Raw genomic sequence first — 25,186 nt, forward strand, 5'->3', positions numbered from 1 at the left:
GGGCTGACGCCATGACGCTGCCGACGCCGCTGCTGCTGCTGCCGGGCCTGCTGTGCGACGCCGCGGTCTGGGCGCCGCTGGCATCGTGCCGCGGCGGGGTGGTCGCCGACTACGGCGGCGCCGACAGCATCACCGCGATGGCCGAAGCCGCGCTGGCGGCCGCGTCCCCAGGGCGCTTCGCGGTCGCGGGCCACTCAATGGGCGGCCGCGTCGCGTTCGAGCTGCTGCGCCTGGCGCCGGCGCGTGTGGCCGGCCTGGCCTTGCTGGACACCGGCTGCCACCCGCTGCCGCCGGGCGAAGCCGGCGCCAGCGAGCGCGCCGGCCGGCTGGCGCTGCTGGACCTGGCGCGCCGCAGCGGCATGCGCGCGATGGCGCGGCAGTGGGCGCTGGGCATGGTGCACCCCACGCGCGTGGACACGCCGCTCTTCGAGGCCGTGCTGGACATGCTGGCGCGGCGCGACGTGGCCACGTTCGAGGCGCAGATCCGTGCGCTGCTGGCGCGCCCCGATGCCACGCCGCAGCTGGCGGGCGTGCATTGCCCGACGCTGCTGCTCACCGGCGCGCAGGACGGCTGGAGCCCGCCCGCGCAGCACCAGCGCATGGCCGACACCATCCCGGGCGCGCAGCTGGTGGTGGTGGTGCCCGACTGCGGCCACATGAGCACGATGGAAGCGCCTGCGGCGGTGGACGCCGCGCTGGCCGGCTGGCTGGCGCGGGTCGCCGCCGTTCGACCGCGGGGCTGACGGCAGGTTTGACGGCAGTCAACGCCGGCCGCGGCGGGCCCGCGCAGACTGCGGCGCCATGGAACAGACCATCCCAGGCACCACGCTGTTCGACGGCGTGCAGGCACGCAAGGGCTACGCGCTGAACAAGATGTGCTTCTCGTTCAACGAGGCTGGCAACCGCGCGGCCTTCGTGCGCGACGAGCAGGCGTACTGCCGGCGCTTCGGGCTGAACGACGCCCAGCAGGCCGCCATCCGCGCACGTGACGTGCCGGGCCTGCTGGCGGCCGGGGGCAACGTCTACTACCTGGCGAAGTTCGCCGGCATCCTGGGGCTGGACGTGCAGGACCTGGGGGCGCTGCAGACCGGCGTCAGCAAGGAGGCGTTCATCGCCCGGCTGCTGGCGCAGGCGCAACCGGTGCAGGCGCGCTGATGGCCCGCATCGTCGGCGGCATCGCCACCAGCCACGTGCCGGCCATCGGCCGCGCCATCGCGAAGCACCAGGAGGACGAGCCCTACTGGAAGCCCTGGTTCGACGGCTTCCAGCCGGTGCGCCGGTGGCTGGCCGAGGTGCGGCCCGACGTGGCAGTGGTGCTGTACAACGACCACGGGCTGAACTTCTTCCTCGACAAGATGCCCACCTTCGCGGTGGGCGCGGCAGCCGAGTACCGCAATGCCGACGAGGGCTGGGGCATCCCGACGCTGCCGCCGTTTGCCGGCCACCCGGCGCTGAGCTGGCACCTGATCGAGCAGCTGGTCGGCGACGCGTTCGACATCACCAGCTGCCAGGAGATGCTGGTCGACCACGCCTTCACGCTGCCGCTGGCGCTGCTGTGGCCCGCGGCCGGCGGGCCATGCCCGGTGCGGACGGTGCCGGTGTGCATCAACACCGTGCAGTTCCCGCTGCCCAGCGCCCGCCGCTGCTGGGACCTGGGCCAGGCCATCGGCCGCGCGGTGCAGGCCTGGCCGGGTGACGAGCGCGTGGTGATCGTCGGCTCCGGCGGCCTGAGCCACCAGCTCGACGGCCCGCGCGCGGGCTTCATGAACCCGGTGTTCGACCGCCGGTTCATGGCCAGCCTGATCGACGACCCCACCTGGGCCACGCAGTACACCGTGCCGCAGCTGGTGGAGCTGGCCGGCACACAGGGCGTGGAGTTGCTGATGTGGCTGGCGATGCGTGGCGCGCTGCATGGCGGCGTGCGGCAGGTGCACGCGAACTACCACATCCCGATCTCGAACACGGCCGCCGGGCTGCTGGCGCTGGCACCGGCCTGAGCCGCCGGGCCAGCCGCGCTGGGTCACAATCCCGGCCCGCTCTTGAAGCGGCGCCGGGCGCCCCCACTGTGGCTTCGCCGTTCAATTTTTCCCTTGGATCACCATGGACAAGAAGACGCTGTCATTCCAGGCCGAGGTCAAGCAGATCCTGCACCTCGTCACGCATTCGCTGTACTCCAACAAGGAGATCTTCCTGCGCGAGCTGGTGTCCAACGCGTCGGACGCCTGCGACAAGCTGCGCTTCGAGGCGCTGGACAACAGCGCGCTGTACGAAGACGCGCCCAACCTCGAGGTCCGGGTCTGGTACGACGCCGAGGCCAAGACCATCACGATCCGCGACAACGGCATCGGCATGAGCGCCGAGGAAGCCGTCGCCCACCTGGGCACCATCGCCAAGAGCGGCACGCGCGAGTTCATGGCCAAGCTGGAAGGCGACCAGAAGAAGGACGCCAACCTGATCGGCCAGTTCGGCGTGGGCTTCTACAGCGGCTTCATCGTCGCCGACCGCATGACGGTCGAGACGCGCCGCGCCGGCACGCCCGCCGAACAGGGCGTGCGCTGGAGCAGCGAAGGCACGGGCGACTTCGAGGTCGAGACCATCACGCGGGCCGAGCGCGGCACCGACGTCATCCTGCACCTGCGCGACGGGGAGGAGGAGTTCCTCAGCCACTGGAAGCTGAAGTCCATCATCGGCAAGTACAGCGACCACATCAGCCTGCCGGTGCTGATGAAGAAGCAGACCTGGGACGCGGAGAAGAGCGAGCAGGTCACCACCGACGAGTGGGAACCCGTGAACAAGGCCGCGGCGCTGTGGACACGGCCCAAGAGCGAGATCACCGACGCGCAGTACCAGGAGTTCTACAAGCAGATCAGCTACGACCAGGACGCGCCGCTGGCCTACACGCACAACCGCGTCGAGGGCCGCAGCGAATACACGCAGCTGCTGTTCGTGCCGGCCAAGGCGCCGTTCGACCTGTGGAACCGCGACAAGCGCGGCGGCGTGAAGCTGTACGTCAAGCGTGTCTTCATCATGGACGACGCCGAGGCGCTGATGCCGGTGTACCTGCGCTTCGTGAAGGGCGTGATCGACAGCGCCGACCTGCCGCTGAACGTCAGCCGCGAGCTGCTGCAGGAGAGCCGCGACGTGAAGGCCATCCGCGAAGGCAGCACGAAGAAGGTGCTGGGCATGCTGGAGGACGTGGCCGAGAACCAGAAGGACAAGTACGCCGAGTTCTGGACCCAGTTCGGCGCGGTGCTGAAGGAAGGCATCGGCGAGGACCACGCCAACCAGGAGCGCCTGGCCAAGCTGCTGCGCTTCGCCAGCACCACGGCCGAGGGCGGGGTCAGCTTCGCCGACTACGTGGCGCGCATGAAGGACGGCCAGGACGCCATCTACTACATCACCGCCGACACTCTGGCGGCGGCCAGGAGCAGTCCGCAGCTGGAGATCTTCCGCAAGAAGGGCATCGAGGTGCTGCTGTTGACCGACCGCGTCGACGAGTGGATGCTGAGCCACCTGTTCGAGTTCGACGGCCACCCGCTGACCAGCGTCGCCAAGGGCGGTGTCGACCTCGGCAAGCTGGAAGACGAGGCCGAGAAGAAGGCCGCCGAGGAAACCGCCGAGGCCTTCAAGCCGGTGCTCGAGCGCCTGAAGACGGCGCTGAAGGAGCGTGCCAAGGACGTGCGCACGACGACGCGCCTGGTCGACTCACCCGCGTGCATCGTGGCCGACGAGGGCGACATGAGCAACCACCTGGCGCGGCTGCTGAAGCAGGCCGGCCAGGCGGCGCCGAAGTCGCTGCCGATCCTGGAGGTGAACCCCGAGCACGCGCTGGTGAAGCGCCTGGATGCCGACGCACGTTTCGACGAGCTGGCGCAGATCCTGTTCGACCAGGCGCTGCTGGCCGAAGGCGGGCAGCTCGAGGACCCGGCGGCCTACGTGAAGCGCGTCAATGCGCTGCTGGTCGGCTGAGCCTGCGGGCCGTCAGAACGGCGCGGCATCGGCCGCGTCCTGCATCGCTTCCAGCTGCTCGCGCAGCTGGGTCGTCTGCTGGCTCCAGTAGGCGGCCGTGCCGAAGAACGGGAAGTTCAGCGGGAAGGTCGGGTCCGACCAGCGCGCCGCCAGCCAGGCGCTGTGGCGCAGCATGCGCAGCGTGCGCAGCGGCTCGATCAGGCGGCGTTCGCGGTCGTCGAAGTCGCTGAACTGTTCGTAGCCGTCGAGCAGCGTGTTCAGCTGCTGCGCCATGGCCGAACGGTCGCCCGAGACCAGCATCCACAGGTCCTGCACCGCAGGGCCCTGCATCGCGTCGTCGAGGTCCACCACGTGCGGGTGGCCGTCGCGCCAGAGCACGTTGCCCGGGTGGCAGTCGCCGTGGAGGCGCAACGTGGCCGGGGCCACCGCGTCGAAGGCGTCGGCCACCAGCGCCAGCGCCTGCGTGCAGGTGGCTTCCCAGGCCGGGCGTTCGTTGTCGGTGACGAAGCCGCCGTCCAGCAGCAGCGCCATCGCGGCGGCGCCGTCGGCGCGCGGCTGCAGGTGGTGGCGGTGCGCGAAAGGCCGGCGCCGGCCCACCGCGTGCAGGCGGCCGATGAAGCGACCGATCTGGCGCAGCGTGTCGGGATCGTCGAGCTCGGGTTCGCGGCCGGCGCAGCGGGCGGCGACCATGAAGCGGTGGCCGGCGCAGGTGGCCAGCGTCGGCGGCGTGCCGTGCAGCTGGACGTCGGGTGCCCCGGCCCGCAGCAGCAGCGGCGGCACCACGGGCACTTCGGCCTCGGCGAGCTCGAGCGCGAAGCCGTGTTCCTCGACGATCTGCGCGTCGCTCCAGCGGCCCGGGCGGTAGAACTTGGCCACCACCGCGCCGCCGTCTTCCAGCATCACCTGGAAGACGCGGTTCTCGTAGGAGTTGAGCTGCAGGATGCGGCCGTCGCCACGCAGGCCCACGCTGTCCAGCGCGTCGAGCACCTGCGTCGGCGTGAGGTCGGCATAGCCCAGGGCAGCGGCCATTCAGTGCCGGGTCGGCGGCGGCGCCGCAGCACCTAGGTCGAGCCCGGGCGACAGCTCCCGCACCTCCACGCCGGGCCGCAGCGCGCCGAACTCGGTGGTCGAGGCGGTCTCGAAACGGCTGTCGACGGCGAAGAACGAGTCCTGGAAGAAGCCCGAGTCCTGCCACAGCGTGGTGCGTTCGCGGCGCTTGCTGGCCACGGTGCTCGACAGGTGGTCGCGCGCCTGGGCCACCGCCGGCGCTGCCTGCGGCCCGCGCGTGGGCGCCACGCTGTGCGGCACCAGCAGCTGCAGCTCGGGAATGGAGGGCAGGTGGTCCACCGGGCAGCGCAGGTAGCGCACGCGGCAGGCACCCAGCACCGACTGCTTGATCTGCTGCACGCGGCGCGAGCTCGCGCGCTCGGTGTCCAGGTCGATGGCCGCCAGGACGCGGCCGTTGGCGCTGCAGATGGCAAACGTCACATGCGTGGCGCCGAGCAGTTCGTACCAGTAGCGCACTTCGCTCGGATCGGTGGGCTGGCAAAAGCGCACCAGAGGGAGCTTGGACAGCACGATGTGGTGCGGCAGCGCCTCGCGCAGCTGGCGGTAGACGCGGCGCTCGTCGGTGCTGAACACCGGCCGCGCCGACAGCGTCCACTCGTTGGGCAGCGGTTTCACCTCGGGCTTGCGCCGTGCGTAGATCCACAAGCCGCCGGCGGCGGCCAGGAGGACCGCAGCGACGGACACGAGGATCCAAGGAAGTGCTTGCTGCATGGTGATTGGAGTGTGGCGAACCACCGCTCCTCCAACCACGAGCCGCGATGCCCCCCTGATGGTGAATCTTAAACCCCGGGGGGCACGCGCGAACCCCGCGTCTGCGGGCGCGGGTCTGGGGGCACGTCCCGCGAGCCGGGGGGCGGAAGCCGCAAGCTGGCCGGCATCTCGCCCAGCAGCGCCAGCCAGGCGTCGATCCGCCGGGCATGCAGCTTCAGGCCGTAGTCCCACTCGGCCACCTGGCGTTCGAACAGCGCTTCCAGGTGCGAGGCGAAGTCCTCGCGCGGCAAGCGCAGCAGCGCCGTGGCGTCCGATCCTTCCAGTTCCACCTTGGCGCCGGCGCGCCGGGCGATGTGCAGCATGGCCTTGTTCTCGGCCAGCGCGTGGATCAGCAGCGTGTCGACGTGCCGGTTGCGTGCGTGCAGCACGGCGCGGTCGAACAGCCTGGCGCCCCAGCCACGCCCGCGTGCGTGCGCCGCCACCGAAACGCCGAACTCGGCGGCCCTCGGGGGTTGCTCGGCGGCGCCCTGGAAGGCCAGGTGGGCCATCGCCACCAGCTGCAGGCGGCGGTTGAAGATGCCGAAGATCTCGTCGCGCTCGAAGTCGAGCTGGGCGACGTAGCGCGCCACCTGCTCGTCGCTGGCCACGTAGCCGAAGCGCAGCGCCCGGTCGTGCGGGGGCAGCGCCAGCAGGTGGTCTGCGATCCGTGGGCGGTGGCGCGGCGCCAGCGGCCGGATCGCCACCCAGCGTGGCGCGGCATCGCCCGGCAGCACGGCGCGGTCGGCCGGCGCGGCGGGTTGCAGCGGGTGCAGGTCGGGCTCGTGCATCGCCGGGCTCCTGGAAGTGGAGGGGGCATGGTAGCGCATGCATTTAGGGTTAACCCTCAAACAAGCCGCACCCCGTCTGTCGCCTCCGCTGCGTGGGCCTGTGGATGCGCGCGCAGGGCGGTGTATACTCGCGGGCTTTTCCCGAAACCGGCGGGGAACCATCTGCCATGCCGTGCGGTGCAAGCCGCGCTGCATTGCGCCCGAACCAAGTCCTGAGAGGCCGCCCTCGACAAGCGGCGCCGAAGGTGGGTGGCAGATCAGCAACAGCCGGTGCATCGCAGGCCTCTCCAGGGCCTGCTTCTTGAGTAAGACCTCATCATGAAGACCTTCAGCGCCAAGCCGGCCGAAGTGAAGCATGAATGGTTCGTGATTGACGCCACCGACAAGGTGCTCGGACGTGTTGCCAGCGAAGTGGCACTCCGTTTGCGCGGCAAGCACAAGGCCATTTACACGCCTCACGTCGACACCGGCGATTTCATCGTCATCGTCAACGCCGACAAGATCCGCGTCACCGGGGCCAAGGCCACGGACAAGATCTACTACCGGCACTCCGGCTTCCCGGGCGGCATCTACGCGACGCCGTTCAAGGACATGCAGGCACGCCACCCCGGCCGTGCGCTGGAGAAGGCGGTCAAGGGCATGCTGCCCAAGGGCCCGCTGGGCTACGCGATGATCAAGAAGCTGAAGGTCTACGCCGGTGCCACGCACCCGCACACCGCTCAGCAACCGAAGCCGCTCGAGATCTGAGGACTGGTGATGATCGGAAACTGGAACTACGGCACCGGCCGCCGCAAGAGCTCGGTGGCTCGCGTCTTCATCAAGAAGGGCACGGGCCAGATCGTCATCAACGGCAAGCCCGTCGATGACTACTTCGGTCGCCAGACCTCGATCATGATCGTCAAGCAGCCCCTGCTGCTGACGGCCAATGACGCGGCCTTCGACATCAAGGTGAACGTGCACGGCGGTGGCGAATCCGGCCAGGCCGGCGCAGTCCGCCACGGCATCACGCGCGCCCTGATCGACTACGACGCGGCGCTCAAGCCCGACCTCAGCCGTGCCGGCTTCGTGACGCGCGACGCGCGCGAAGTGGAACGCAAGAAGGTCGGTCTGCACGGCGCCCGCCGCCGGAAGCAGTTCTCCAAGCGTTAATTCGCGGCAGGGGCCTCGCGCCCATGCGCTGGAAACTGCTGCGGCGCCGACTCTCGGTCAGTGCGCCGCGCATGATCATCCGCAGCCACCTGCCCTGGCCATTGCGCTGGGCGGTGGCTGCTGTCGTTCTGGGCTTCTCCGCCGCAGCGGCCCTGTGGGCGTTCGAGTTCGGCAAGGACATCGCGGGCATCGACCGCGACGCCGAGGCGGAACTGGTCCAGCTGCGGGCCGAGGTGGCGGCGCTGCGCCGCGACAGCGAACGCGCGGTGTCGGTGGCCAACACCGCCGAGAGCCTGCTGAAGGCCGAACGCGCCGCGCAGGAGCGGCTGGCGCAGCAGCTGCGCCAGCTCGAAGCCGACAAGCAGGGCCTGCAGGCCGACCTGGGTTTCTTCGAGAAGCTGCTGCCTGCGGGCGGCGAAGGGCTGCAGCTGCGCGGCCTGCAGACCGAGCGCCAAGGCCCGGGCGAGCTGCGGTACCAGCTGCTGGTGATGCAGACCGGCAAGGCGCCGGCCGAATTCAACGGCCGCTACGACCTGCTGCTGACCGGCCTGCTCGATGGGAAGGCCTGGTCGATGTCGCTGCAGGGCGGCGCGAGACCACTGTTACTCCGGCAGTACGCACGGGTCGAGGGCCTGGTGTCGCATCCGGTCGGGGCCGTGATAAAAACGGTTCAAGCCCGCGTCATCGACGCCCAGGGCGCCGTGCGTGCGTCGCAGACCCTGAGGTTCTAGCCGCGCCGCCCACCACGAGCCGACCGGAGTCGCCGATGTTGTTTGGGAAGAAGGCACAGCCACCGATCCGCAGCCTGGTGGGCGAAGGCATGTCCGTGCACGGAGAGCTGCGCTTCACCGAGGGGCTGCGCATCGACGGCGAGGTGCAGGGCGACGTCATCGCCACCGGCGAGGCGCGCAGCATCCTGGTCATCAGCGAAAAAGCCCGCGTCCTCGGGAAGGTGAAGGCCAGCCATGTCATCATCAATGGCGAGGTCCATGGTCCCGTGCTGTGCGACGAGCTGCTGGAATTGCAGCCCAAGGCGCGCATCGTCGGTGAAGTCCGCTACGAAGTGCTCGAAATGCACCCCGGTGCACTGATCGACGGTGAGCTGCGGCCCCTGCGCAGCACCGACAAACCCACCCTCACGCTGGCGGCGTCGAACGACGCCTGACGATTTCTGGAGAGCCCCATGAATGCGATTGCCGAAGCCCTTGCCCCCGCGACCGACGAGATGCCGGCACCGCTGATCTTCACCGACAGCGCTGCGATGAAGGTCAAGGACCTGGTCGACGAGGAAGGCAACCCCGACCTGAAGCTGCGTGTCTTCGTGCAGGGCGGCGGCTGCTCGGGTTTCCAGTACGGCTTCACCTTCGACGAGGTGATCAACGAGGACGACACGCAGATGACGAAGAACGGCGTCACGCTGCTGATCGACGCCATGAGCCTGCAGTACCTGGGCGGCGCCGAGATCGACTACAAGGAAGACCTGCAGGGCGCGCAGTTCGTGATCAAGAACCCGAACGCCACCACCACCTGCGGCTGCGGCTCGTCGTTCTCGGTCTGACGACGGCGGCCGCTACGCCGGATACAGCGCGCCGAGCAGGCGCGCACCCCGCGCGCCGGTGACCTGCATGAGGTTGCCGGCGCGTCGTTGTTTGTAGGCCCAGGCCAGCCACGCGAAGGCCAGCGCCTCCACCTGATCGGGTGGCACGCCGACGGCGGCCGTGCTGGTCACGTCGACCTGCGGCAGCAGCACCGCCAGGCGCCGCATCAGGTGCGCATTGAACGCACCGCCGCCGCACACGCGCAGCACGCGCGTGGCCGGCGCCTGCGCCCGCAGGGCGTCGCAGGCCGCGCGCACCGTCAGTTCGGCCAGCGTCGCCATCACGTCTTCGGGCCGCAGGCCGTCGGGCAGGCGGCTGTCCAGCCAGCCGGCATGGAAGAGGTCGCGGCCCGTGCTCTTGGGCGGCGGCAGTGCGAAGAACGGTTCGGCCAGCCAGCGCGCCAGCAGGGCAGCGTCGACGCGGCCGCTGGCGGCCCAGGCGCCATGGGCGTCGTAGGCCTGCTGGCGGTGCCGCTGGCACCACAGGTCCATCAGCGCATTCGCCGGGCCGCAGTCGAAGCCGCTGACCGCGCCATCTGCGGCCAGCAGCGTGAGGTTGGCCATGCCGCCGAGGTTCAGCACGGCGATGTCAGTGCCCGCTTCGCCGAACCGCTGGGCGTGGAAGGCCGGCACCAGCGGCGCGCCCTGGCCACCGGCGGCCACGTCGCGGCTGCGGAAGTCGCACACCACGTCGATGCCGGTCAGCTCGGCCAGCAAGGCGCCGTTCATCAGCTGCAGCGTGTAGCCGCTGCCGTCGACCGCCTGCGGCTGGTGGCGCACGGTCTGGCCATGGGCACCGATGCTTTCCACGGCTGCAGCCGGCACCCCGGCCAGCCGCAGCGCAGCCTGCGCGGTCTCGGCGTACAGCCGCACGAGCGCGTTCGCTGCCAGCGCCGCCCGGTGCAGTTCGTCGTGACCGGAGGTGTTCAGCGCCAGCAGTTCGGCACGCAGTGCCGCGGGCATGGTCCGCTGCACATGCGACAGCACGCGGGTCCGGGTGTCTGTCAATTCGGCGAGCACGCCGTCGACGCCGTCGAGCGAGGTGCCCGACATCAGCCCCAGCACCAGGGCCATCGCTGCCGGCCTTATTCGGCCAGGCCGCGGCCGCTGCTCAGCGTCTGGGCGATGTCCAGCTGCGCCTGCAGCGACGCGGCAACGCCGGCGAACTGCGCGCGCGCGGCCGGGTCGAGCGTGATGGTCTCGGACGACTTGGCCACCAGCACCGGGTCCTTGTGCTGGCCGTTGACGCGGAACTCGAAGTGCAGGTGCGGGCCGGTGCTCCAGCCGGTGGAACCCACCGCGCCGATGCGCTGGCCCTGTTCGACGCGCTGGCCGCGCCGCACGTCGATGCGGCTGAGGTGCGCATACAGCGTGGACTTGGCGTTGCCGTGCTGGATCTGCACCACGTTGCCGTAGCCGTTCTGCCAGCCGGCGAAATCCACCGTGCCCTCACCGACCGTGCGCACCGGCGTGCCCGTGGGCGCGCCGTAATCGGTGCCCAGATGCGCGCGCCACTTCTTCTGGATCGGGTGGAAGCGCATCGCGAAACTGGACGTGACGCGCGAGAACTCCATCGGGCTCGACAGGAAGGTGCGCCGCTTGCTCTGGCCGTCGGGGCCGAAGTAGCCGCCCTTGCCGCTGCTGTCGGTGAACCACATGGCACGGTGCTCGCGGCCCCCGTTGACGAACTCGGCTGCCAGGACGCGCCCGGCGCCTTCGTTCCAGGAGATCACCTCGCCGTCGGCGGTGGGGGCCTCGTAGACGACGCTGAAGGTGTCGCCCTTGCGCAGCTCGCGGCGGAAGTCGATGTCGGTCGAGAAGAGCTCGGCGATCTGCGCCGCGACGGTGTCGGGCAGCAGCGCGTCGTCGGTGGCGGCGAACAGCGAGCTGCGGATCGTGCCGCTGCCCATGCGCACCTGGGTCTCCAGCGGCGCCAGCTCGGTGCGGGCGAGCCAGTGGCCGCCCACGCGCTCGATGGTCGTGCGCGTGAAGTGCGTCTTCGCCAGCTCGCTACGGTCGGCGGGGTAGCGCACGACCAGTTGGCGCAGCGTGCCGTCCTGCGCCGCATGGGCCTGCACCATCTTGCCGCCGCGGCCGGCCAGCAGCTTGCGGGCGGCGGCGTCGGTGCGCAGGAACGTGACGGCGCCGGGGTCGCTGACGCCCAGGCGGGCGAGCAGGGACTCAGGGGTGTCGGTGCCGCGCGTGATGTCGTGGCGCACCAGGTCCAGCGTGTGCTCGGCCAGTGCGTCGAGCTGCGACGGGATGTCGTCGGGCGTGACGGCTTCCGTCACCAGCCGTTGCGGCAGGAGTGCGGCATCGGGCGCCAGCGGCGCGATGCCGAAGGCCGTGACGCCGAAACCACCAAGCGCCACCACGACCGCGGCGACGATGCTGCGGTGGTGGCGGGTGCCGAAGTCCTGTGCGTGCTGGAGCCAGCGGTCCGATGCGAAGTTCAAACCCAACGATCCGTGTGTGACTTGGTTGTTCGAAGTGTGTGTGTTGGCAGACCGTCGAGCCCTTGCCTGTCCACTAGAATTCGCCGCCCCATCGGGGACGGCTGAAGGCTGCGAAGTATATCGGCAGCCCCAGCCCGGAAAGCCCGAGAAACCCCGGAAACCGAGCCATGTCTGTATCTGAAACGGCGCTGCCGCATCCCGTGACCGACCGCGTGCGCGCGGCCCTGGCGGTGTCGCAGCGCGGCTGCGACGAACTGCTGCCCGAAGGCGAGTGGCTGGCCAAGCTGGCCCGTTCGGAGGCCAGCGGCGTGCCGCTGCGCATCAAGCTCGGCCTCGATCCCACCGCGCCGGACATCCATATCGGCCATACCGTCGTCTTGAACAAGATGCGGCAGTTGCAGGATCTGGGCCATACCGTGATTTTTCTCATCGGCGACTTCACGTCGATGATCGGCGACCCCTCCGGCCGCAACACGACGCGCCCGCCGCTGACGCGCGAGCAGATCGAAGCCAACGCCCAGACCTACTACCGCCAGGCCAGCCTGGTGCTCGATCCGGAGAAGACCGAGATCCGCTACAACAGCGAATGGAGCGACGCGCTGGGCGCCCGCGGCATGATCCAGCTGGCCGCGAAGTACACGCTGGCACGCATGCTGGAACGCGACGATTTTACGAAGCGTTTCAAGGCCGGCAGCCCGATCAGCGTGCACGAGTTGCTGTATCCGCTGATGCAGGGCTACGACTCGGTGGCCTTGAAGAGCGATCTCGAGCTTGGTGGCACCGACCAGAAGTTCAACCTGCTGGTCGGCCGCGCGTTGCAGGTCGAGTACGGCCAGGAACCGCAGTGCGTGCTGACGATGCCGCTGCTCGAGGGCCTGGACGGCGTCGAGAAGATGTCCAAGAGCAAGGGTAACTACATCGGCATCACCGAAGAACCGAACACGATGTTCGCCAAGGTGCTGTCGGTCAGCGACACGCTGATGTGGAAGTGGTTCACGCTGCTCTCGTTCCGCAGCGAGGCCGAGATCGCCGCGTTGCGGCGCGAGGTCGAGGCCGGCCGCAACCCGAAGGACGCCAAGGTGCTGCTGGCCAAGGAGATCACCGCGCGCTTCCACAGCGCGGCCGCGGCCGAGGCGGCCGAGCAGGACTTCCAGCGCCGCGCCTCGGGCGGCGTGCCGGACGAGATCCCCGAGGTGGCGCTGTCGGGCGCGCCGCTGACCATCGGCGCGCTGCTGAAACAGGCCGGGCTGGCTCCGTCCACCAGCGAGGCGCTGCGCCTGGTCGACCAGGGTGGCGTGCGCGTGGACGGTGCCGTCGTCAGCGACAAGGCCCTGAAGCTGGGCGCCGGCACGCTGGTGGTGCAGGTGGGCAAGCGCAAGTTCGCGCGGGTGACGCTCAGCGCCTGACCCTGCGCCGATGCAGGTTGCCACCTACCTGAAGATCTCGGTCGCGGTGGCGCTGGCCACCATCGCGCTGAAGACCGGCGCCTGGTGGGTCAGCGGCAGCGTCAGCCTGCTGTCGGACGCGCTGGAGTCGTTGGTCAACCTGGCCGGCGCGATGTTCGCGCTGGCGATGGTGACCATCGCCGCGCGACCGCCCGACGACGACCACCCCTACGGTCACCACAAGGCCGAGTACTTCTCCAGCGGCTTCGAAGGCGTGCTGATCTTCGCCGCGGCGCTGGGCATCGTCTGGGCCGCGGTCGACCGCCTGCTGCACCCGCAGCCGCTGGACGCCGTGGGCTGGGGGCTGGTGCTCAGCGTCATCAGCTCGGTGATGAACGGCGTGCTGGCCGCGTCGATGCTGAAGAAGGCGCGGGCGGCGCGCTCGATGGCTCTGGAAGCCGACGCGCGCCACCTGTTCACCGACGTCTGGACCTCCGGCGGCGTCGTGCTGGGCCTGCTGGCGGTGCTGGCCACCGGCTGGCAGTGGCTGGACCCGGTGATCGCGATCGCCGTGGCGCTGAACATCCTGCGCGAGGGCGCGCGCCTGGTCTGGGGCTCGGTCAACGGCCTGCTCGACGAGGCGCTCGACGCCGACTCGCTGGCCGCGATCGAGACCACGCTGGAGGGCTTCCGCCACCAGGCGATCCGCTTCGACCACGTCGTCACGCGCCGTGCCGGCCAGCGCCGCTTCGTGGACCTGCACATGCACATGCCGGCGGCCTGGACGCTGGGTCGGGCCGCGGCCGTGCGCACCTCGGTCGAGCAGGCGCTGATGGCGGCGGTGCCGGGGCTGCGCGCCAGCATCCAGCTGCTGCCGATGGATGTGGAAGCGCACCTCGGCGACGAACGGGACCCGCTGTGATCGCGCTGGTGCAACGTGTTTCGCAGGCCGGCGTGACGGTCGACGGCACGGTGGTCGGCGCCATCGGGCAGGGCCTGCTGGTGCTGGTCTGCGCCGAGCCGGCCGACACCGAAGTGCAGGCCACCCGGCTGGTCGACAAGCTGCTCAAGCTGCGCATCTTCTCCGATGCGGCCGGCAAGATGAACCGCAGCGTGCAGGACGTGGCCGGCGGGCTGCTGATCGTCAGCCAGTTCACGCTGGCGGCCGACACCGCAGCCGGCAACCGCCCCAGCTTCACCGGCGCGGCACCGGCCGAGCAGGGCCGGCGGCTCTTTGATGCCGTGCTCGCCGAGGCCCGGAAACGACACACGCCGGTCGAGGCCGGCGTGTTCGGGGCCGACATGCAGGTCGGCCTGGTGAATGCGGGACCGGTGACGATCCCGCTGCGGATCACTTAGTCGCCCTGCAGGCCGCGCCCTCGCAGAGCTCGGGCTCCTCCTGAGGCGCGTGACCGTGCGCAGGCACGGTCACACGTCCTCAGTCGGCATATTGCCCAGCCGCCTTGATGGCCGGGCCCCACTTGGCGATCTCGGCCTCGACGAACTTCTTGTGCTCGGCCGGCGCCACGCGGCCGTCGGTCACCACCACAGCGCCCAGCGCTTCCTGGCGCTTGATGAACTCGGGGTCCTTCAGCGCGGCGCGCAGTGCGGTGTTGAGCTGGTCGACCACCGCCTTGGGCGTGTTCTTCGGTGCGTACACGCCGTGCCAGATGCTGACGTTGAAGCCCTTCAGGCCCGACTCGTCCAGCGTCGGCAGCTTGGACAGCGCCGGCGTCGTGAGGCGCTTGGTCGTGGTGACGGCGAAGGCCTTGACCTTGCCCGACTCGATCTGGCCGGTGGTGTTGGTGGTCTGGTCGCACATGATGTCGACCTGGCCGCCGAGCAGGTCGGTCATCGCCGGGGCCGTGCCCTTGTACGGCACGGTCGTCATGTCGATGCCCATCTGCTGCTGGAACAGCAGGCCGCACAGGTGCGATGCCGCCCCCAGGCCGGCATTGGCCAGGTTGATCTTGCCCTTGTTGGCGGTGAGCCAGGTGCGCAGCTCGGCCATGTTGCTGGCCGGCAGCGAGGTGCGGCCGATCAGCGTCATCGGCACGTCGTTGACCATGCCGACGTATTCGAAGTCCTCCAGCACCTTGAACGGCAGGTTGCGGTACAGCGCCGGCGCGGTGGACATGCCGATGTGGTGCAGCAGCAGCGTGTAGCCGTCGGGCGATGCCTTGGCCACCTTGGCGGCACCCAGCGTGCCGCCGGCGCCGCCGACGTTCTCGATGACGACCGTCTGGTTGTTCAGGTGCTTGCGCAGCGTCTCGGCGAGGTCGCGGGCCACCTTGTCGGTGGGGCCGCCGGCAGCGAACGGCACGACGATGGTGACCGGCTTCTCGGGGTAGGCCGCGGCAGCGGCGGAGGCCAGCGTGGCGGCGGCCACGGCGATCATCAGTTTCTTCATGGACGTGTCTCCGGAAGGCTCCAAAAAGGCAGGGCCGGATGGTAGGCGCTGCACCATGGGCGTGCGAAGCGGAAACTACGTAGCGGCTGCGCCGGCAGGGTCAATCCCGATCGGGTTTGACCCGCATCAGGCCAGGTGGTCGGCCAGCACGCGGGCCACGTGCAGCGCCTGGCGGCCGGCGCCGTCGGCGATCTGGTGCCGGCAGCTGGTGCCGTCGGCCACGATGATCGCGTCGGGTGCGGCCCGCACCGCCGGCAGCAGGCTCAGCTCGGCCATCTGCATCGACACCGCGTGGTGCTCGGCGTCGTAGCCGAAGCTGCCCGCCATGCCGCAGCACGAGCTCTCGATCAGCTCGGGCTGCGCACCGGGGATCAGCCGCAGCACGTCGAGCACCGGCTGCACCGCGCCGAAGGCCTTCTGGTGGCAGTGGCCGTGCACGCGCAGCGGCTGCGTCGCGGGCTTCAGCGCCGGGGCGAAGCGGCCGGCCTGCAGCTCGCGCACCAGGAACTCCTCGAGCAGGAAGGCCTGCTTCGACAGCCGCACGGCGCCGTCGCCCAGGCCCATCACCAGCAGCTCGTCGCGCAGCGTCAGCAGGCACGACGGCTCCAGCCCGACGATGGCCAGGCCCCGGTCGGCCAGCGGCAGCAGCGCATCCAGCAGCTCGCGCGCACGGGCCTTGGCGGCGTCGGCCATGCCGGCGGCCATCAGCGTGCGTCCGCAGCACAGGTGGCCACCGGACTTCCGCGCCACGTGCACGGCATAGCCCGCGGCCTGCAGCACGCGCACCGCGGCGGTGGCGTTCTCGGTCTCGAAGCCGCCGTTGAAGGTGTCGACGAAGAGCACCACGCCCTTCTCGGCCGCCAGCACCGCGTCGCGCGTGGCCAGCTGCAGCGTGGGCGCGGCGGCCCAGAAGGTGTCGCTGCGGAAGGCCGGCAGGTTGCGCTGCGGCGCCAGGCCCAGCCACTTCGCGCTCAGCGCGCGCGCGCCGGGCAGCGTGTTGCGCAGGTTGAACAGCCACGGCAGCTTCGCCGCGGTGTGCACCAACTCGGGCAGCCGCGCCAGCAGCCGGTCCTTCAGCGTGAAGCCGTGGCGGGCCCGGTGCTGGGCCGTCCACTCGAGCTTCATCTTGGCCATGTCGACGCCGGTGGGGCAGTCGCGCTTGCAGCCCTTGCAGCCCACGCACAGGTCCAGCGCCTCGGCGACCGCCGGGCCGGTGAAGGCGTCGTCGCCGAGCTGGCCCGACAGCGCCAGCCGCAGCGTGTTGGCGCGGCCGCGCGTGAGGTGCTGCTCGTCGCGCGTGACGCGGTAGCTCGGGCACATGGTGCCGGCGTCGAACTTGCGGCAGTGGCCGTTGTTGTTGCACATCTCCACCGCCTTGGCCAAGCCGCCGGTGGTGTCGCCGCCGGTGCCGGGCGCGGTGGTTTCCTCGGTGACGGGGTCGTTCTGCACGTCCCAGGCCGACCAGTCGTACACCGGCTGCAGCGGGATGGTGCGGTAGCTGGGCGGGAAGCGGAACAGCGACGCGTCGTCCATCTTCGGCGGGTCGATGATCTTGCCCGGGTTCAGCAGGTTGCCCGGATCCAGGTGCTGCTTGATGGCGCGGAAGGCGCCGGTGATCTTCGGGCCGAACTGCCACTCGATCCACTCGCCGCGGCACAGGCCGTCGCCGTGCTCGCCGCTGAACGCGCCCTTGTACTGGCGCACCAGCGCGCTGGCTTCCTCGGCGATGGCGCGCATCTTGGCGGCCCCGTCGCGCCGCATGTCGAGGATGGGCCGCACGTGCAGCGTGCCCACCGAGGCGTGTGCGTACCAGGTGCCGCGGCTGCCGTGCTTGCGGAACACGGCGGTCAGCGCGTCGGTGTAGTCGGCCAGGTGCACCAGCGGCACGGCGCAGTCCTCGATGAAGCTCACCGGCTTGCCGTCGCCCTTCAGGCTCATCATGATGTTGAGGCCGGCCTTGCGCACTTCCCACAGCGCCTTCTGCGGTGTGTCGGCTTCCATGCGCACCACGCTGCCGGGCAGGCCCAGGTCGCCCATCAGTTCGACCAGCGCGTCGAGCTGCCGCACCAGCGTGCCCTTGTCGTCGCCGCTGAACTCCACCAGCAGGATGGCCTCGGGCGCGGCGCCGTGCGTCGCCACCAGCGCAGTCTCGATGACGGGGCGGAACGCCGGGTTGGCGCGGCTGAGCTCGATCATCGTGCGGTCGACCAGCTCCACCGCGCTGGGCCCGAGCTGCACGATGTGCTGCGCTGCATCCATCGCGCCGTGGAAGCTGGGGAAGTTCACCACGCCCAGCACCTTCGCACGCGGCAGTGCGCTCAGGTGCAGCGTCAAGCTCTTCGTGACGGCCAGCGTGCCTTCGCTGCCCACCAGCAGGTGGGCCAGGTTGACGCTGCCGTCGTGCGTGTACGGCTTCTCGCTCTTCGGGCGGAAGATGTCGAGGTTGTAGCCGGCCACGCGGCGCAGCACCTGCGGCCAGCGGGCGTCGATCTCGTCGGCCTGCTGCTCGGCCAGGCCGCGCACGAAGTCGGCGATCTGGCGCTCGCGGTGGCCGAGCGTGGCCAGCGGGCCGAAGCGCGCCAGCGTGCCGTCGGCCAGCCAGGCGTCGATGCCGGCCACGTTGTGCACCATGTTGCCGTAGGCGATGCTGCGGCTGCCGCAGCTGTTGTTGCCGGCCATGCCGCCCAGCGTGGCCTGCGCGCTGGTGGACACGTCGACCGGGTACCACAGGCCCAGCGGCTTGAGCTGCGCGTTCAGGTGGTCGAGCACCAGGCCGGGTTCCACGGTCGCGGTGCGCGCGTCGGCGTCCACCGCCAGCACGCGCCGCAGGTGCTTGGTGCAGTCGATCACCAGTGCTGCGCCCGTGGTCTGGCCGCACTGCGAGGTGCCGCCGCCGCGCGGCAGCACCGGCACCTGCTCTTCACGCGCAATGGCCAGCGCCACGGCCAGGTCCTCGGGCGTGGCGGGTACGAACACGCCCACCGGCATCTGCTGGTAGATGGACGCGTCGGTGGCGTAGCGGCCGCGTGCGGCGGCGTCGAAGTGCACCTCGCCCTGCGTCTCCTGGCGCAGGCGGCGTTGCAGTGTGGCGGTCATGCGGACGTGGCTCCGTGCAGCGTGCCGGCGTGCATCAACTCCAGCACGGCATCGCGTTTGTGTTCGAGGTGCTGCACCAGCAGGCGGTGCAGGCCGTCGGCGTCGCGGGCGGCCAGCAGCGCCACCATGCGCTCGTGTTCGTCGACCGCGCGCGCCCACTTGGCTTCGTCGAAGTTGGAGCGGAAGCGCAGGGCCTGCAGCCGCGCGTTCACCGTGCGCCACGTGTGCGTGAGCACCGGGTTGCGCGCGGCGGCGTTGATCAGCGTGTGGATCTGCGCGTTCAGCCGGTAGTAGGTGGACAGGTCGCGCCGCGTGAACGCGGCCAGCATCTCGTAGTGCAGCGCCTGGATCTCCGCCAGCTCCGCCGGCGTGATGCGCTGCGCCGCGAGCGCGCCCGACTGCCCTTCCAGGCCGGCGATGACCTCGAACGTGTCGGCCACGTCCTGTGCGCTCAGGCTCGCGGCCACCGCGCCGCGGTTGGGCAGCAGTTCGACCAGGCCTTCGGCGGCCAGCATCTTGATGGCCTCGCGCAGCGGCGTGCGCGAGACCTGCAGGCTCTCGCTGAGCTCGCGTTCGTTGAGCTTGGCGCCGGGCGCGATCTGGCCTTCGACCAGGCGCTGGCGCAGCCGCGTGGCCACCTCCTGGTGCAGCACCTGGCGCGGAATGGAAATGATGTCGGCCACCGTGGAAACCCCAAAGCGCATACAAAAAGATGCGCCGATGCGGGCGGATTCTAGCCATGATCGGTTGACAAATGCATTTTGTATGCAAAACTTCGCCGCATTCCCTGTTGGAGAACACCGCCCATGATCCCGCTCGACCAGCACCCCAGCGGCCGCCACTTCCTGCAGATCCCGGGGCCGAGTCCGGTGCCCGACCGCATCCTGCGTGCGATGAGCCTGCCCACCATCGACCACCGCGGCCCCGAATTCGCGGTGCTGGGCAAGAAGGTCATTGCCGGCATGCAGCAGATCTTCCAGACGCGGCACCCGGTGGCCATCTACCCGGCCAGCGGCACCGGCGCCTGGGAGGCGGCGCTGGCCAACACCATGAGCCCGGGCGACACCGTGCTGATGTTCGAGACCGGGCAGTTCGCCGCGCTGTGGCAGAAGATGGCGCTGCGCCTGGGCCTGCAGCCCGAGTTCCTGGCCGTGCCCGGCACCTGCGCCGAGACCGGCCTGCCCAATGGCTGGCGCCGCGGCGTCGACGCGGCGCAGATCGAGCAGCGCCTGCGTGCCGATGCCGGGCACCAGATCCGCGCCGTGTGCGTGGTGCACAACGAGACCTCCACCGGCGTCACCAGCGACATCGCCGCCGTGCGCCGCGCCATCGACGCCGCGGGCCACCCGGCGCTGCTGATCGTCGACACCATCTCGGGCCTGGCCAGCGCCGACTACCAGCACGATGCCTGGGGCGTGGACGTCACGGTCAGCGGTTCGCAAAAGGGGCTGATGCTGCCGCCGGGCATCAGCTTCAATGCCCTCAGCCCCAAGGCGCTGGCCGCCAGCAAGACCGCCAAGCTGCCGCGCAGCTTCTGGGCCTGGGACGAGATCGTCGAGTTCAACGCCGCCGGCTACTGGCCCTACACGCCCAACACCAACCTGCTGTATGGCCTGAGCGAGGCGCTGGACATGCTGCTCGAACAAGGCCTGCCGGCCGTGTTCGCGCGCCACCAGCGCTGGGCCGAGGGCGTGCGCCGCGCGGTGCGCGCCTGGGGCCTGCCGATCCAGTGCGCCGACCCGGCCGTGTACTCGCCGGTGCTCACCGGCGTCGTCACGCCCGTGGGCGTGGACGCCGACGCGCTGCGCCGGCTGATCCACCAGCGCTTCGATCTCTCGCTCGGCACCGGCCTGGGCAAGGTGAAGGGACGCATGTTCCGCATCGGCCACCTGGGCGATTGCAACGACCTGACGCTGATGGCGGCGCTGTCGGGCGTGGAGATGGGCTTCAAGCTCGCCGGCGTGCCCACCGCGGGCAGCGGCGTGCTGGCTGCCATGGAGTACTTCGCCGCGCATCCACAACAAGCACCGCTGCAAGCCGCAGCCTGAAGGAGACGACCACCATGCAACGACGCACCCTGCTGCAAGCCACCGCCGCCTCGGCCGCGGCGCTGGCCGCGCCCGGCCTGCTGGCGCAGACCCTGCCCAGTGGCCCGATCCGCATCATCGTCGGCTTCCCGCCCGGCGGCGGCACCGACGCGCTGGCGCGCATCGTCGCGGCCAAGCTGACGCAGATGTGGAACACCCAGGTCATCGTCGAGACCAAGGCCGGCGTGGCCGGCGTGCTGGCCGCCGACTACACGGCCACGCAGCCGGCCGACGGCACGACGCTGCTGATGGCGCACATCAACAGCCACGCGCTGGCGCCCAGCCTGCAGCCCAAGCTGAAGTACGACCCGATCAACGACTTCACGCCCATCACGCTGGTCGGCGTGACGCCCAACCTGCTGGTGTGCAACCCGAGCCAGCCGGCCAGGACCGTGCCCGACATCGTGGCGCTGTGCAAGGCCAAGCCGGGGCAGATCGGCTTCGGCTCCGCCGGCTCGGGCTCGGCGCAGCACTTGGCGCTGGAGCTGTTCAAGCAGCGCGCTGGCGTCAACGCCATCCACGTGCCGTACAAGGGCAGCGCGCCCGTCATCACCGACCTCATCGGCGGCCAGATCCAGTACGCCTTCGAGACCATGACCGCCGCCACGCCGCACGTGAAGGGCGGCCGGCTGATGGCCATCGCGCAGACGCGTGCCAAGCGCGCGCAGAGCTACCCCGACGTGCCGACCATGGCCGAGCTGGGCTACCCCGGCTTCGAGGCCACCACCTGGTACGGCCTGGTGGGGCCGGGCAAGCTGCCGGCCGCGATGGCGCAGCGCATGAACGAGGACGTCAACAAGGTGCTGGCGATGCCCGACGTGCAGACCAGCCTGGCGCAGTACGGTGCCGAGGACGGCGGCGGCTCGCGCGAGCGCTTCACCGAGTTCATCAAGAGCGAGATCGCGCAATGGCGCAAGGTGGTGAAGGAAGGTAACGTCAAGCCTGACGCGTGATCTGGTGCGCGCTTCGGTGCGCGCGCGTGGTCCAGAATCGGCTGGTCTGCTTCTTTCTCTTTCCAAACATGACCATGCAACTGCGTGCACGCGCGCTGCTCGGTGCGCTGCTGGGCCTGGCCGCCGCGGCGGCCGACGCCCAGACCGGCGACTACCCGAGCAAACCCATCACCCTGGTGGTGACCTTCCCCGCCGGCGGCTCCAGCGACGCACTGGCGCGGCCGCTGGCGCAGCGCCTGCAGCAGGCGCTGGGGCAGCCGGTGGTGATCGAGAACCGCGGCGGCGCCGGCGGCACCATCGGAGCGGCGCACGTGGCCAAGGCAGCGCCCGACGGCCACACGCTGATGATCACGTCGTCGCACCACTTCATCGCCGAGCACGTCTACAAGAAGCTGCCGTACAGCTACACGCAGGCCTTCTCGCCGATCTCGGTGATCGCCAGCGTGCCGTCGGTGCTGGTCGTGAACACCAAGTCCAGCGCCGGCAGCCTGAAGGACCTGCTGACGCAGGCCAAGGCGCAGCCGGGCAAGCTGAACTACGGCTCGGCCGGTGTCGGCTCGACCCAGCACGCCACGGCCGAGCTGTTCAAGTTCCGCTCGGCCACACAGGTGGAGCACGTGCCCTACAAGGGCGGCGGGCCGATGATGGTGGACCTGATCGCCGGCCAGGTCGACATGGCCTTCGAGACCATCCCGTCGGCGATGACGCAGATCCGCGGCGGCAAGGTCAAGGCCATCGCCGTCACCACCGCCAAGCGCTCGTTCGCGCTGCCCGACACACCGACGATGGCCGAGGCCGGCATGCCTGGTTTCGACGCGCCGGTGTGGTACGGCGTGGTGGGCCCGGCCGGCATGCCGCGGGCGCTGGTGAACAAGCTCAACACCACGATCAACGGCCTGTTGGACTCCGCCGAGTTCAAGGCACAGCTGCTGCTGCTGGGCGCGCAACCGGTGACGATGTCGCCGATGGAATGGGACGGTGCCATCCGCATCGATCTCAAGCGCTGGGAACGCCTGGTGCGCCAGGCGCAGATGGTGGCCGAGTGAAGCAGTGGGGCGGGGGCTGACGCCCGTCGGCCGGACCGCCCGACTCAGCCGATGCGGCGCAGGTCCTCGATGACCTTGCCGTCGTTGGCCAGGCTGCCGGGTGCCACCAGCAGCACGTCGCCACGCAGCTTGGTCACGTCGCGCAGGCTCTGCGCGACCGCCGCGCCCAGGCCCTCGGGCTGCGCGGCGCACTCCACGTGCAGCGTCATGCGGTCGTTGGCCAGTTCACCTTCCACCACCAGCCGCGCCCGGCCGATCTCGGCGTGGCGCCGCACCACCTCGGCCACCTGGCCCGGGTGCACGAACATGCCGCGCACCTTGGCCGTCTGGTCGGCGCGGCCCATCCAGCCGCGGATGCGCGGCGCGGTGCGGCCGGTGGGGCAGGGCCCGGGCAGCAGCGCCGAAAGATCGCCGGTGCCGAAGCGCACCAGCGGGTAGTCGGGGTTCAGCACCGTGACGACGACCTCGCCCACCTCGCCGTCGGGCACCGGCGTGCCGGTGCCCGGCCGCACGATCTCGACGATCACGCCTTCGTCGAGCACCAGGCCTTCGCGCGCCGCGGTCTCGTAGGCCACCAGGCCCACGTCGGCCGTGCCGTAGCTCTGGTAGGCCTCGATGCCGCGCGCGCGCAGCAGGTCGCGCAATGCCGGCGGGAAGGCCTCGCCGCCCACCGAGGCCTTGCGCAACGATGGCAGCGCGAGCCCCTGTTCGTCGGCCTTCTCGAGCGCGATGCGCAGGAAGCTGGGCGTGCCGGCGTAGGCATCGGGGCGCAGCTCGGCCATCGCCTGCAGCTGCAGCTCGGTGTTGCCGACGCCACCCGGGAACACGGTGCAGCCGATCGCGTGCGCGCCGCCTTCCATCATCGAGCCTGCGGGCGTGAGGTGGTAGCTGAAGCTGTTGTGCACCAGGTCGCCGGCGCGCAGGCCGGCCGCGAAGAGCGCGCGGCCGAAGCGCCAGTAGTCGACGGCAGGGCCCTCGGGTTCGTAGATCGGCCCTGGCGACTGGAACACGCGCCGTGCCGGACGCAGCGCACCGACGGTCCGCCAGCCGATGGCCGAGAAGCCGCCGAAGGGTGTGTGCGCGCGCTGCGCCTGCTGGCGTGCCAGCAGTTCGCTCTTGCGCGTGACGGGCAGCTGCGCCAGCGCGCCACGGCTGGCGACCGCGCCCGCGTCCACGCCGGCCAGCAGCTCGGCGAACGCCGGCGTCGCCAGCGCCGCGCGCAGCTGCGCCGGCAGCGCAGCCATCAGCGCTTCCTCGCGCTGGCCGGGGTCGCGTGTCTCCAGCGCGTCGTAAAAGTCAGTCATCGCGGTCGCTCCACAAGGCCAGCTTCTTCTTCAGGTCGGCCACGGCGTCGCGCAGCTCGGCGCTGCTGCGCAGCGTCTTGTGGGTCCATTCCGGGCTGCTGCGCGCCGGCCGCTTGACGGTGCTGGCCTGCAGCACGCCGCCGTCGAGCACCACCTTCGCGATCGCCATGCCGCGCCGCTCGAAGACGCCGCCGCGCTCGGCCAGCCCCAGTGCCCGCAGCTCACGCTGCAGCTTCTGCAGGCCTTCGGCCGCATCGAAGGGCGGCAGTGCGAAGCCATCGTCGTCGGTCACGACAACCACCTCTTCCGGCGTTTGTAGCTCTTGACGTCGCGGAAGCTCTTGCGGTCGCCGCCGCCCATGCCCAGGTAGAACTCCTTGACGTCCTCGTTCTCGCGCAGCGCCTTGGCCTCGCCGTCCATCACGATGCGGCCGTTCTCCAGGATGTAGCCGTAGTCGGCGTAGCGCAGCGCCATGTTGGTGTTCTGCTCGGCCAGCAGGAAGGTGGTCTTCTCCTTGGTGTTGAGGTCCTTCACGATCTCGAACACCTCTTCCACGATCTGCGGCGCCAGGCCCATGCTGGGCTCGTCGAGCAGCACCATCTTCGGGTTGGCCATCAGCGCGCGGCCGATGGCGCACATCTGCTGCTCGCCGCCCGAGGTGTAGGCCGCCTGCGAGGTGCGCCGGGTCTTCAGGCGGGGAAAGTAGGCGTAGACCTTCTCCAGCGTCTGCTGCACCGCGGCCTTGCCGTCGCGGCGGGTGTAGGCGCCCGTCATCAGGTTGTCCTCGATGCTCAGGTGCGCAAAGCAGTGCCGGCCTTCCATCACCTGGATCACGCCGCGCTGCACCATGTCGGACGTGCTGAGCCCGGCCGTCGACTCGCCACGCAGCTCGATGCTGCCCTTGGTGACCTCGCCGCGCTCGCCGGCCAGCAGGTTGCTCACCGCGCGCAGCGTGGTCGTCTTGCCGGCACCGTTGCCGCCCAGCAGCGCCACCACGCCGCCTTCGGGCACCTGCAGCGAGACGCCCTTGAGCACCAGGATCACGTGGTTGTAGATGACCTCGATGCCGTTGACGTTGAGAAGGATGTTGGACAAGACAAGGCTCCATGCACATCGACAAGGGCAGGC

The 25,186-nt window shown here is 70.2% G+C and carries 26 protein-coding genes; 15 read left to right on the top strand and 11 right to left on the bottom strand.

Going from position 1 to position 25,186, the window contains the following annotated elements:
* The first annotated feature begins 11 nt into the window (after positions 1–11).
* The 4 genes from ACPOLB_RS18680 to htpG all read left to right on the top strand — a co-directional run bounded on the left by ACPOLB_RS18680 (position 12) and on the right by htpG (position 3,969).
* Positions 12–743, top strand: a complete 732-nt coding sequence (locus ACPOLB_RS18680; protein WP_425257527.1) for an alpha/beta fold hydrolase — start codon at positions 12–14, stop codon at positions 741–743.
* Positions 744–801: 58 nt separating this feature from the next.
* A complete protein-coding gene (locus tag ACPOLB_RS18685) occupies positions 802–1,155 on the top strand; it encodes a protocatechuate 4,5-dioxygenase subunit alpha (protein WP_425257528.1) in 354 nt (117 codons plus the stop codon).
* Positions 1,155–1,997 (top strand): class III extradiol dioxygenase family protein, encoded by an 843-nt coding sequence (locus tag ACPOLB_RS18690; RefSeq protein ID WP_425257529.1) that lies wholly within the window; start codon positions 1,155–1,157, stop codon positions 1,995–1,997. Before ACPOLB_RS18685 ends, ACPOLB_RS18690 begins: the two co-directional genes overlap by 1 nt.
* A gap of 103 nt (positions 1,998–2,100) precedes the next feature.
* Positions 2,101–3,969, top strand: a complete 1,869-nt coding sequence (gene htpG / locus ACPOLB_RS18695) for a molecular chaperone HtpG (RefSeq protein WP_425257530.1) — start codon at positions 2,101–2,103, stop codon at positions 3,967–3,969.
* Between the two features lie 12 nt (positions 3,970–3,981).
* On the opposite strand, the gene ACPOLB_RS18700 is transcribed toward htpG, so the two are convergent.
* The 3 genes from ACPOLB_RS18700 to ACPOLB_RS18710 all read right to left on the bottom strand — a co-directional run bounded on the left by ACPOLB_RS18700 (position 3,982) and on the right by ACPOLB_RS18710 (position 6,575).
* Positions 3,982–4,998 carry a serine/threonine protein kinase gene (locus ACPOLB_RS18700; protein ID WP_425257531.1) on the bottom strand — a complete coding sequence of 339 codons (1,017 nt, stop codon included), beginning with the start codon at positions 4,996–4,998 and terminating at the stop codon, positions 3,982–3,984.
* Positions 4,999–5,748 (bottom strand): DUF2726 domain-containing protein, encoded by a 750-nt coding sequence (locus ACPOLB_RS18705; protein ID WP_425257532.1) that lies wholly within the window; start codon positions 5,746–5,748, stop codon positions 4,999–5,001.
* A 68-nt stretch (positions 5,749–5,816) separates the two neighbouring features.
* The gene (locus ACPOLB_RS18710; protein ID WP_425257533.1) at positions 5,817–6,575 is read right to left on the bottom strand and encodes an N-acetyltransferase family protein; all 759 of its coding nucleotides are present in this window, start codon (positions 6,573–6,575) and stop codon (positions 5,817–5,819) included.
* 318 nt (positions 6,576–6,893) lie between these two features.
* On the opposite strand from ACPOLB_RS18710, the gene rplM reads away from it, so the two are divergent.
* The 5 genes from rplM to erpA are packed head-to-tail and all read left to right on the top strand — an operon-like array spanning position 6,894 to position 9,282.
* Positions 6,894–7,322: a 50S ribosomal protein L13 gene (gene rplM, locus ACPOLB_RS18715; protein WP_425257534.1), complete on the top strand. Its 429-nt coding sequence runs from the start codon at positions 6,894–6,896 to the stop codon at positions 7,320–7,322.
* A gap of 9 nt (positions 7,323–7,331) precedes the next feature.
* A complete protein-coding gene (gene rpsI, locus ACPOLB_RS18720) occupies positions 7,332–7,724 on the top strand; it encodes a 30S ribosomal protein S9 (RefSeq protein WP_425257535.1) in 393 nt (130 codons plus the stop codon).
* Positions 7,725–7,747: 23 nt separating this feature from the next.
* Positions 7,748–8,455 (top strand): DUF6776 family protein, encoded by a 708-nt coding sequence (locus tag ACPOLB_RS18725; protein WP_425257536.1) that lies wholly within the window; start codon positions 7,748–7,750, stop codon positions 8,453–8,455.
* 38 nt (positions 8,456–8,493) lie between these two features.
* Positions 8,494–8,889 (top strand): bactofilin family protein, encoded by a 396-nt coding sequence (locus ACPOLB_RS18730; RefSeq protein ID WP_425261946.1) that lies wholly within the window; start codon positions 8,494–8,496, stop codon positions 8,887–8,889.
* An 18-nt stretch (positions 8,890–8,907) separates the two neighbouring features.
* Positions 8,908–9,282: an iron-sulfur cluster insertion protein ErpA gene (gene erpA, locus ACPOLB_RS18735; protein ID WP_425257537.1), complete on the top strand. Its 375-nt coding sequence runs from the start codon at positions 8,908–8,910 to the stop codon at positions 9,280–9,282.
* Between the two features lie 12 nt (positions 9,283–9,294).
* On the opposite strand, the gene ACPOLB_RS18740 is transcribed toward erpA, so the two are convergent.
* The gene (locus ACPOLB_RS18740; protein ID WP_425257538.1) at positions 9,295–10,395 is read right to left on the bottom strand and encodes an anhydro-N-acetylmuramic acid kinase; all 1,101 of its coding nucleotides are present in this window, start codon (positions 10,393–10,395) and stop codon (positions 9,295–9,297) included.
* Positions 10,396–10,406: 11 nt separating this feature from the next.
* The gene (locus ACPOLB_RS18745) at positions 10,407–11,783 is read right to left on the bottom strand and encodes a peptidoglycan DD-metalloendopeptidase family protein (protein WP_425257539.1); all 1,377 of its coding nucleotides are present in this window, start codon (positions 11,781–11,783) and stop codon (positions 10,407–10,409) included.
* Positions 11,784–11,944: 161 nt separating this feature from the next.
* On the opposite strand from ACPOLB_RS18745, the gene tyrS reads away from it, so the two are divergent.
* From tyrS to dtd, 3 genes are read left to right on the top strand one after another with little or no spacing between them, the layout of a single operon-like run.
* Positions 11,945–13,183, top strand: a complete 1,239-nt coding sequence (gene tyrS, locus ACPOLB_RS18750) for a tyrosine--tRNA ligase (RefSeq protein WP_425257540.1) — start codon at positions 11,945–11,947, stop codon at positions 13,181–13,183.
* Between the two features lie 10 nt (positions 13,184–13,193).
* Positions 13,194–14,084, top strand: a complete 891-nt coding sequence (locus ACPOLB_RS18755; protein ID WP_425257541.1) for a cation diffusion facilitator family transporter — start codon at positions 13,194–13,196, stop codon at positions 14,082–14,084.
* Positions 14,081–14,521, top strand: a complete 441-nt coding sequence (gene dtd, locus ACPOLB_RS18760; protein ID WP_425257542.1) for a D-aminoacyl-tRNA deacylase — start codon at positions 14,081–14,083, stop codon at positions 14,519–14,521. The genes ACPOLB_RS18755 and dtd overlap by 4 nt, the downstream gene beginning before the upstream one ends.
* Before the next feature lie 79 nt (positions 14,522–14,600).
* Here the strand turns inward: dtd and ACPOLB_RS18765 are convergent, their stop codons facing one another.
* The 3 genes from ACPOLB_RS18765 to ACPOLB_RS18775 all read right to left on the bottom strand — a co-directional run bounded on the left by ACPOLB_RS18765 (position 14,601) and on the right by ACPOLB_RS18775 (position 19,351).
* Positions 14,601–15,572, bottom strand: a complete 972-nt coding sequence (locus ACPOLB_RS18765) for a tripartite tricarboxylate transporter substrate-binding protein (RefSeq protein WP_425257543.1) — start codon at positions 15,570–15,572, stop codon at positions 14,601–14,603.
* 126 nt (positions 15,573–15,698) lie between these two features.
* Positions 15,699–18,668 carry an FAD-binding and (Fe-S)-binding domain-containing protein gene (locus ACPOLB_RS18770; RefSeq protein WP_425257544.1) on the bottom strand — a complete coding sequence of 990 codons (2,970 nt, stop codon included), beginning with the start codon at positions 18,666–18,668 and terminating at the stop codon, positions 15,699–15,701.
* Positions 18,665–19,351: a GntR family transcriptional regulator gene (locus ACPOLB_RS18775; RefSeq protein ID WP_425257545.1), complete on the bottom strand. Its 687-nt coding sequence runs from the start codon at positions 19,349–19,351 to the stop codon at positions 18,665–18,667. Before ACPOLB_RS18775 ends, ACPOLB_RS18770 begins: the two co-directional genes overlap by 4 nt.
* A gap of 123 nt (positions 19,352–19,474) precedes the next feature.
* Between ACPOLB_RS18775 and ACPOLB_RS18780 the strand changes: the two genes are divergently transcribed.
* From ACPOLB_RS18780 to ACPOLB_RS18790, 3 genes are all read left to right on the top strand, one after another.
* Positions 19,475–20,716, top strand: coding sequence for a pyridoxal-phosphate-dependent aminotransferase family protein (locus ACPOLB_RS18780; protein ID WP_425257546.1), 1,242 nt, complete (start codon positions 19,475–19,477; stop codon positions 20,714–20,716).
* 14 nt (positions 20,717–20,730) lie between these two features.
* Positions 20,731–21,708 carry a tripartite tricarboxylate transporter substrate binding protein gene (locus ACPOLB_RS18785; protein ID WP_425257547.1) on the top strand — a complete coding sequence of 326 codons (978 nt, stop codon included), beginning with the start codon at positions 20,731–20,733 and terminating at the stop codon, positions 21,706–21,708.
* Positions 21,709–21,782: 74 nt separating this feature from the next.
* Positions 21,783–22,754: a tripartite tricarboxylate transporter substrate binding protein gene (locus ACPOLB_RS18790; RefSeq protein ID WP_425257548.1), complete on the top strand. Its 972-nt coding sequence runs from the start codon at positions 21,783–21,785 to the stop codon at positions 22,752–22,754.
* A 44-nt stretch (positions 22,755–22,798) separates the two neighbouring features.
* Here the strand turns inward: ACPOLB_RS18790 and ACPOLB_RS18795 are convergent, their stop codons facing one another.
* Genes ACPOLB_RS18795 through ACPOLB_RS18805 form a run of 3 tightly spaced genes read right to left on the bottom strand, consistent with a single transcriptional unit; the run spans position 22,799 to position 25,153 of the window.
* Complete coding sequence (locus ACPOLB_RS18795; protein WP_425257549.1) at positions 22,799–24,058, bottom strand: phenylacetate--CoA ligase family protein; 1,260 nt, start codon at positions 24,056–24,058, stop codon at positions 22,799–22,801.
* The gene (locus ACPOLB_RS18800) at positions 24,051–24,350 is read right to left on the bottom strand and encodes a hypothetical protein (RefSeq protein ID WP_425257550.1); all 300 of its coding nucleotides are present in this window, start codon (positions 24,348–24,350) and stop codon (positions 24,051–24,053) included. The genes ACPOLB_RS18795 and ACPOLB_RS18800 overlap by 8 nt, the downstream gene beginning before the upstream one ends.
* Positions 24,347–25,153 carry an ABC transporter ATP-binding protein gene (locus ACPOLB_RS18805; RefSeq protein WP_425257551.1) on the bottom strand — a complete coding sequence of 269 codons (807 nt, stop codon included), beginning with the start codon at positions 25,151–25,153 and terminating at the stop codon, positions 24,347–24,349. Before ACPOLB_RS18805 ends, ACPOLB_RS18800 begins: the two co-directional genes overlap by 4 nt.
* Between the last annotated feature and the right edge of the window lie 33 nt (positions 25,154–25,186).

The organism is Rubrivivax soli (assembly GCF_049810355.1).
In the GTDB taxonomy this organism is placed as follows: domain Bacteria; phylum Pseudomonadota; class Gammaproteobacteria; order Burkholderiales; family Burkholderiaceae_C; genus Rubrivivax.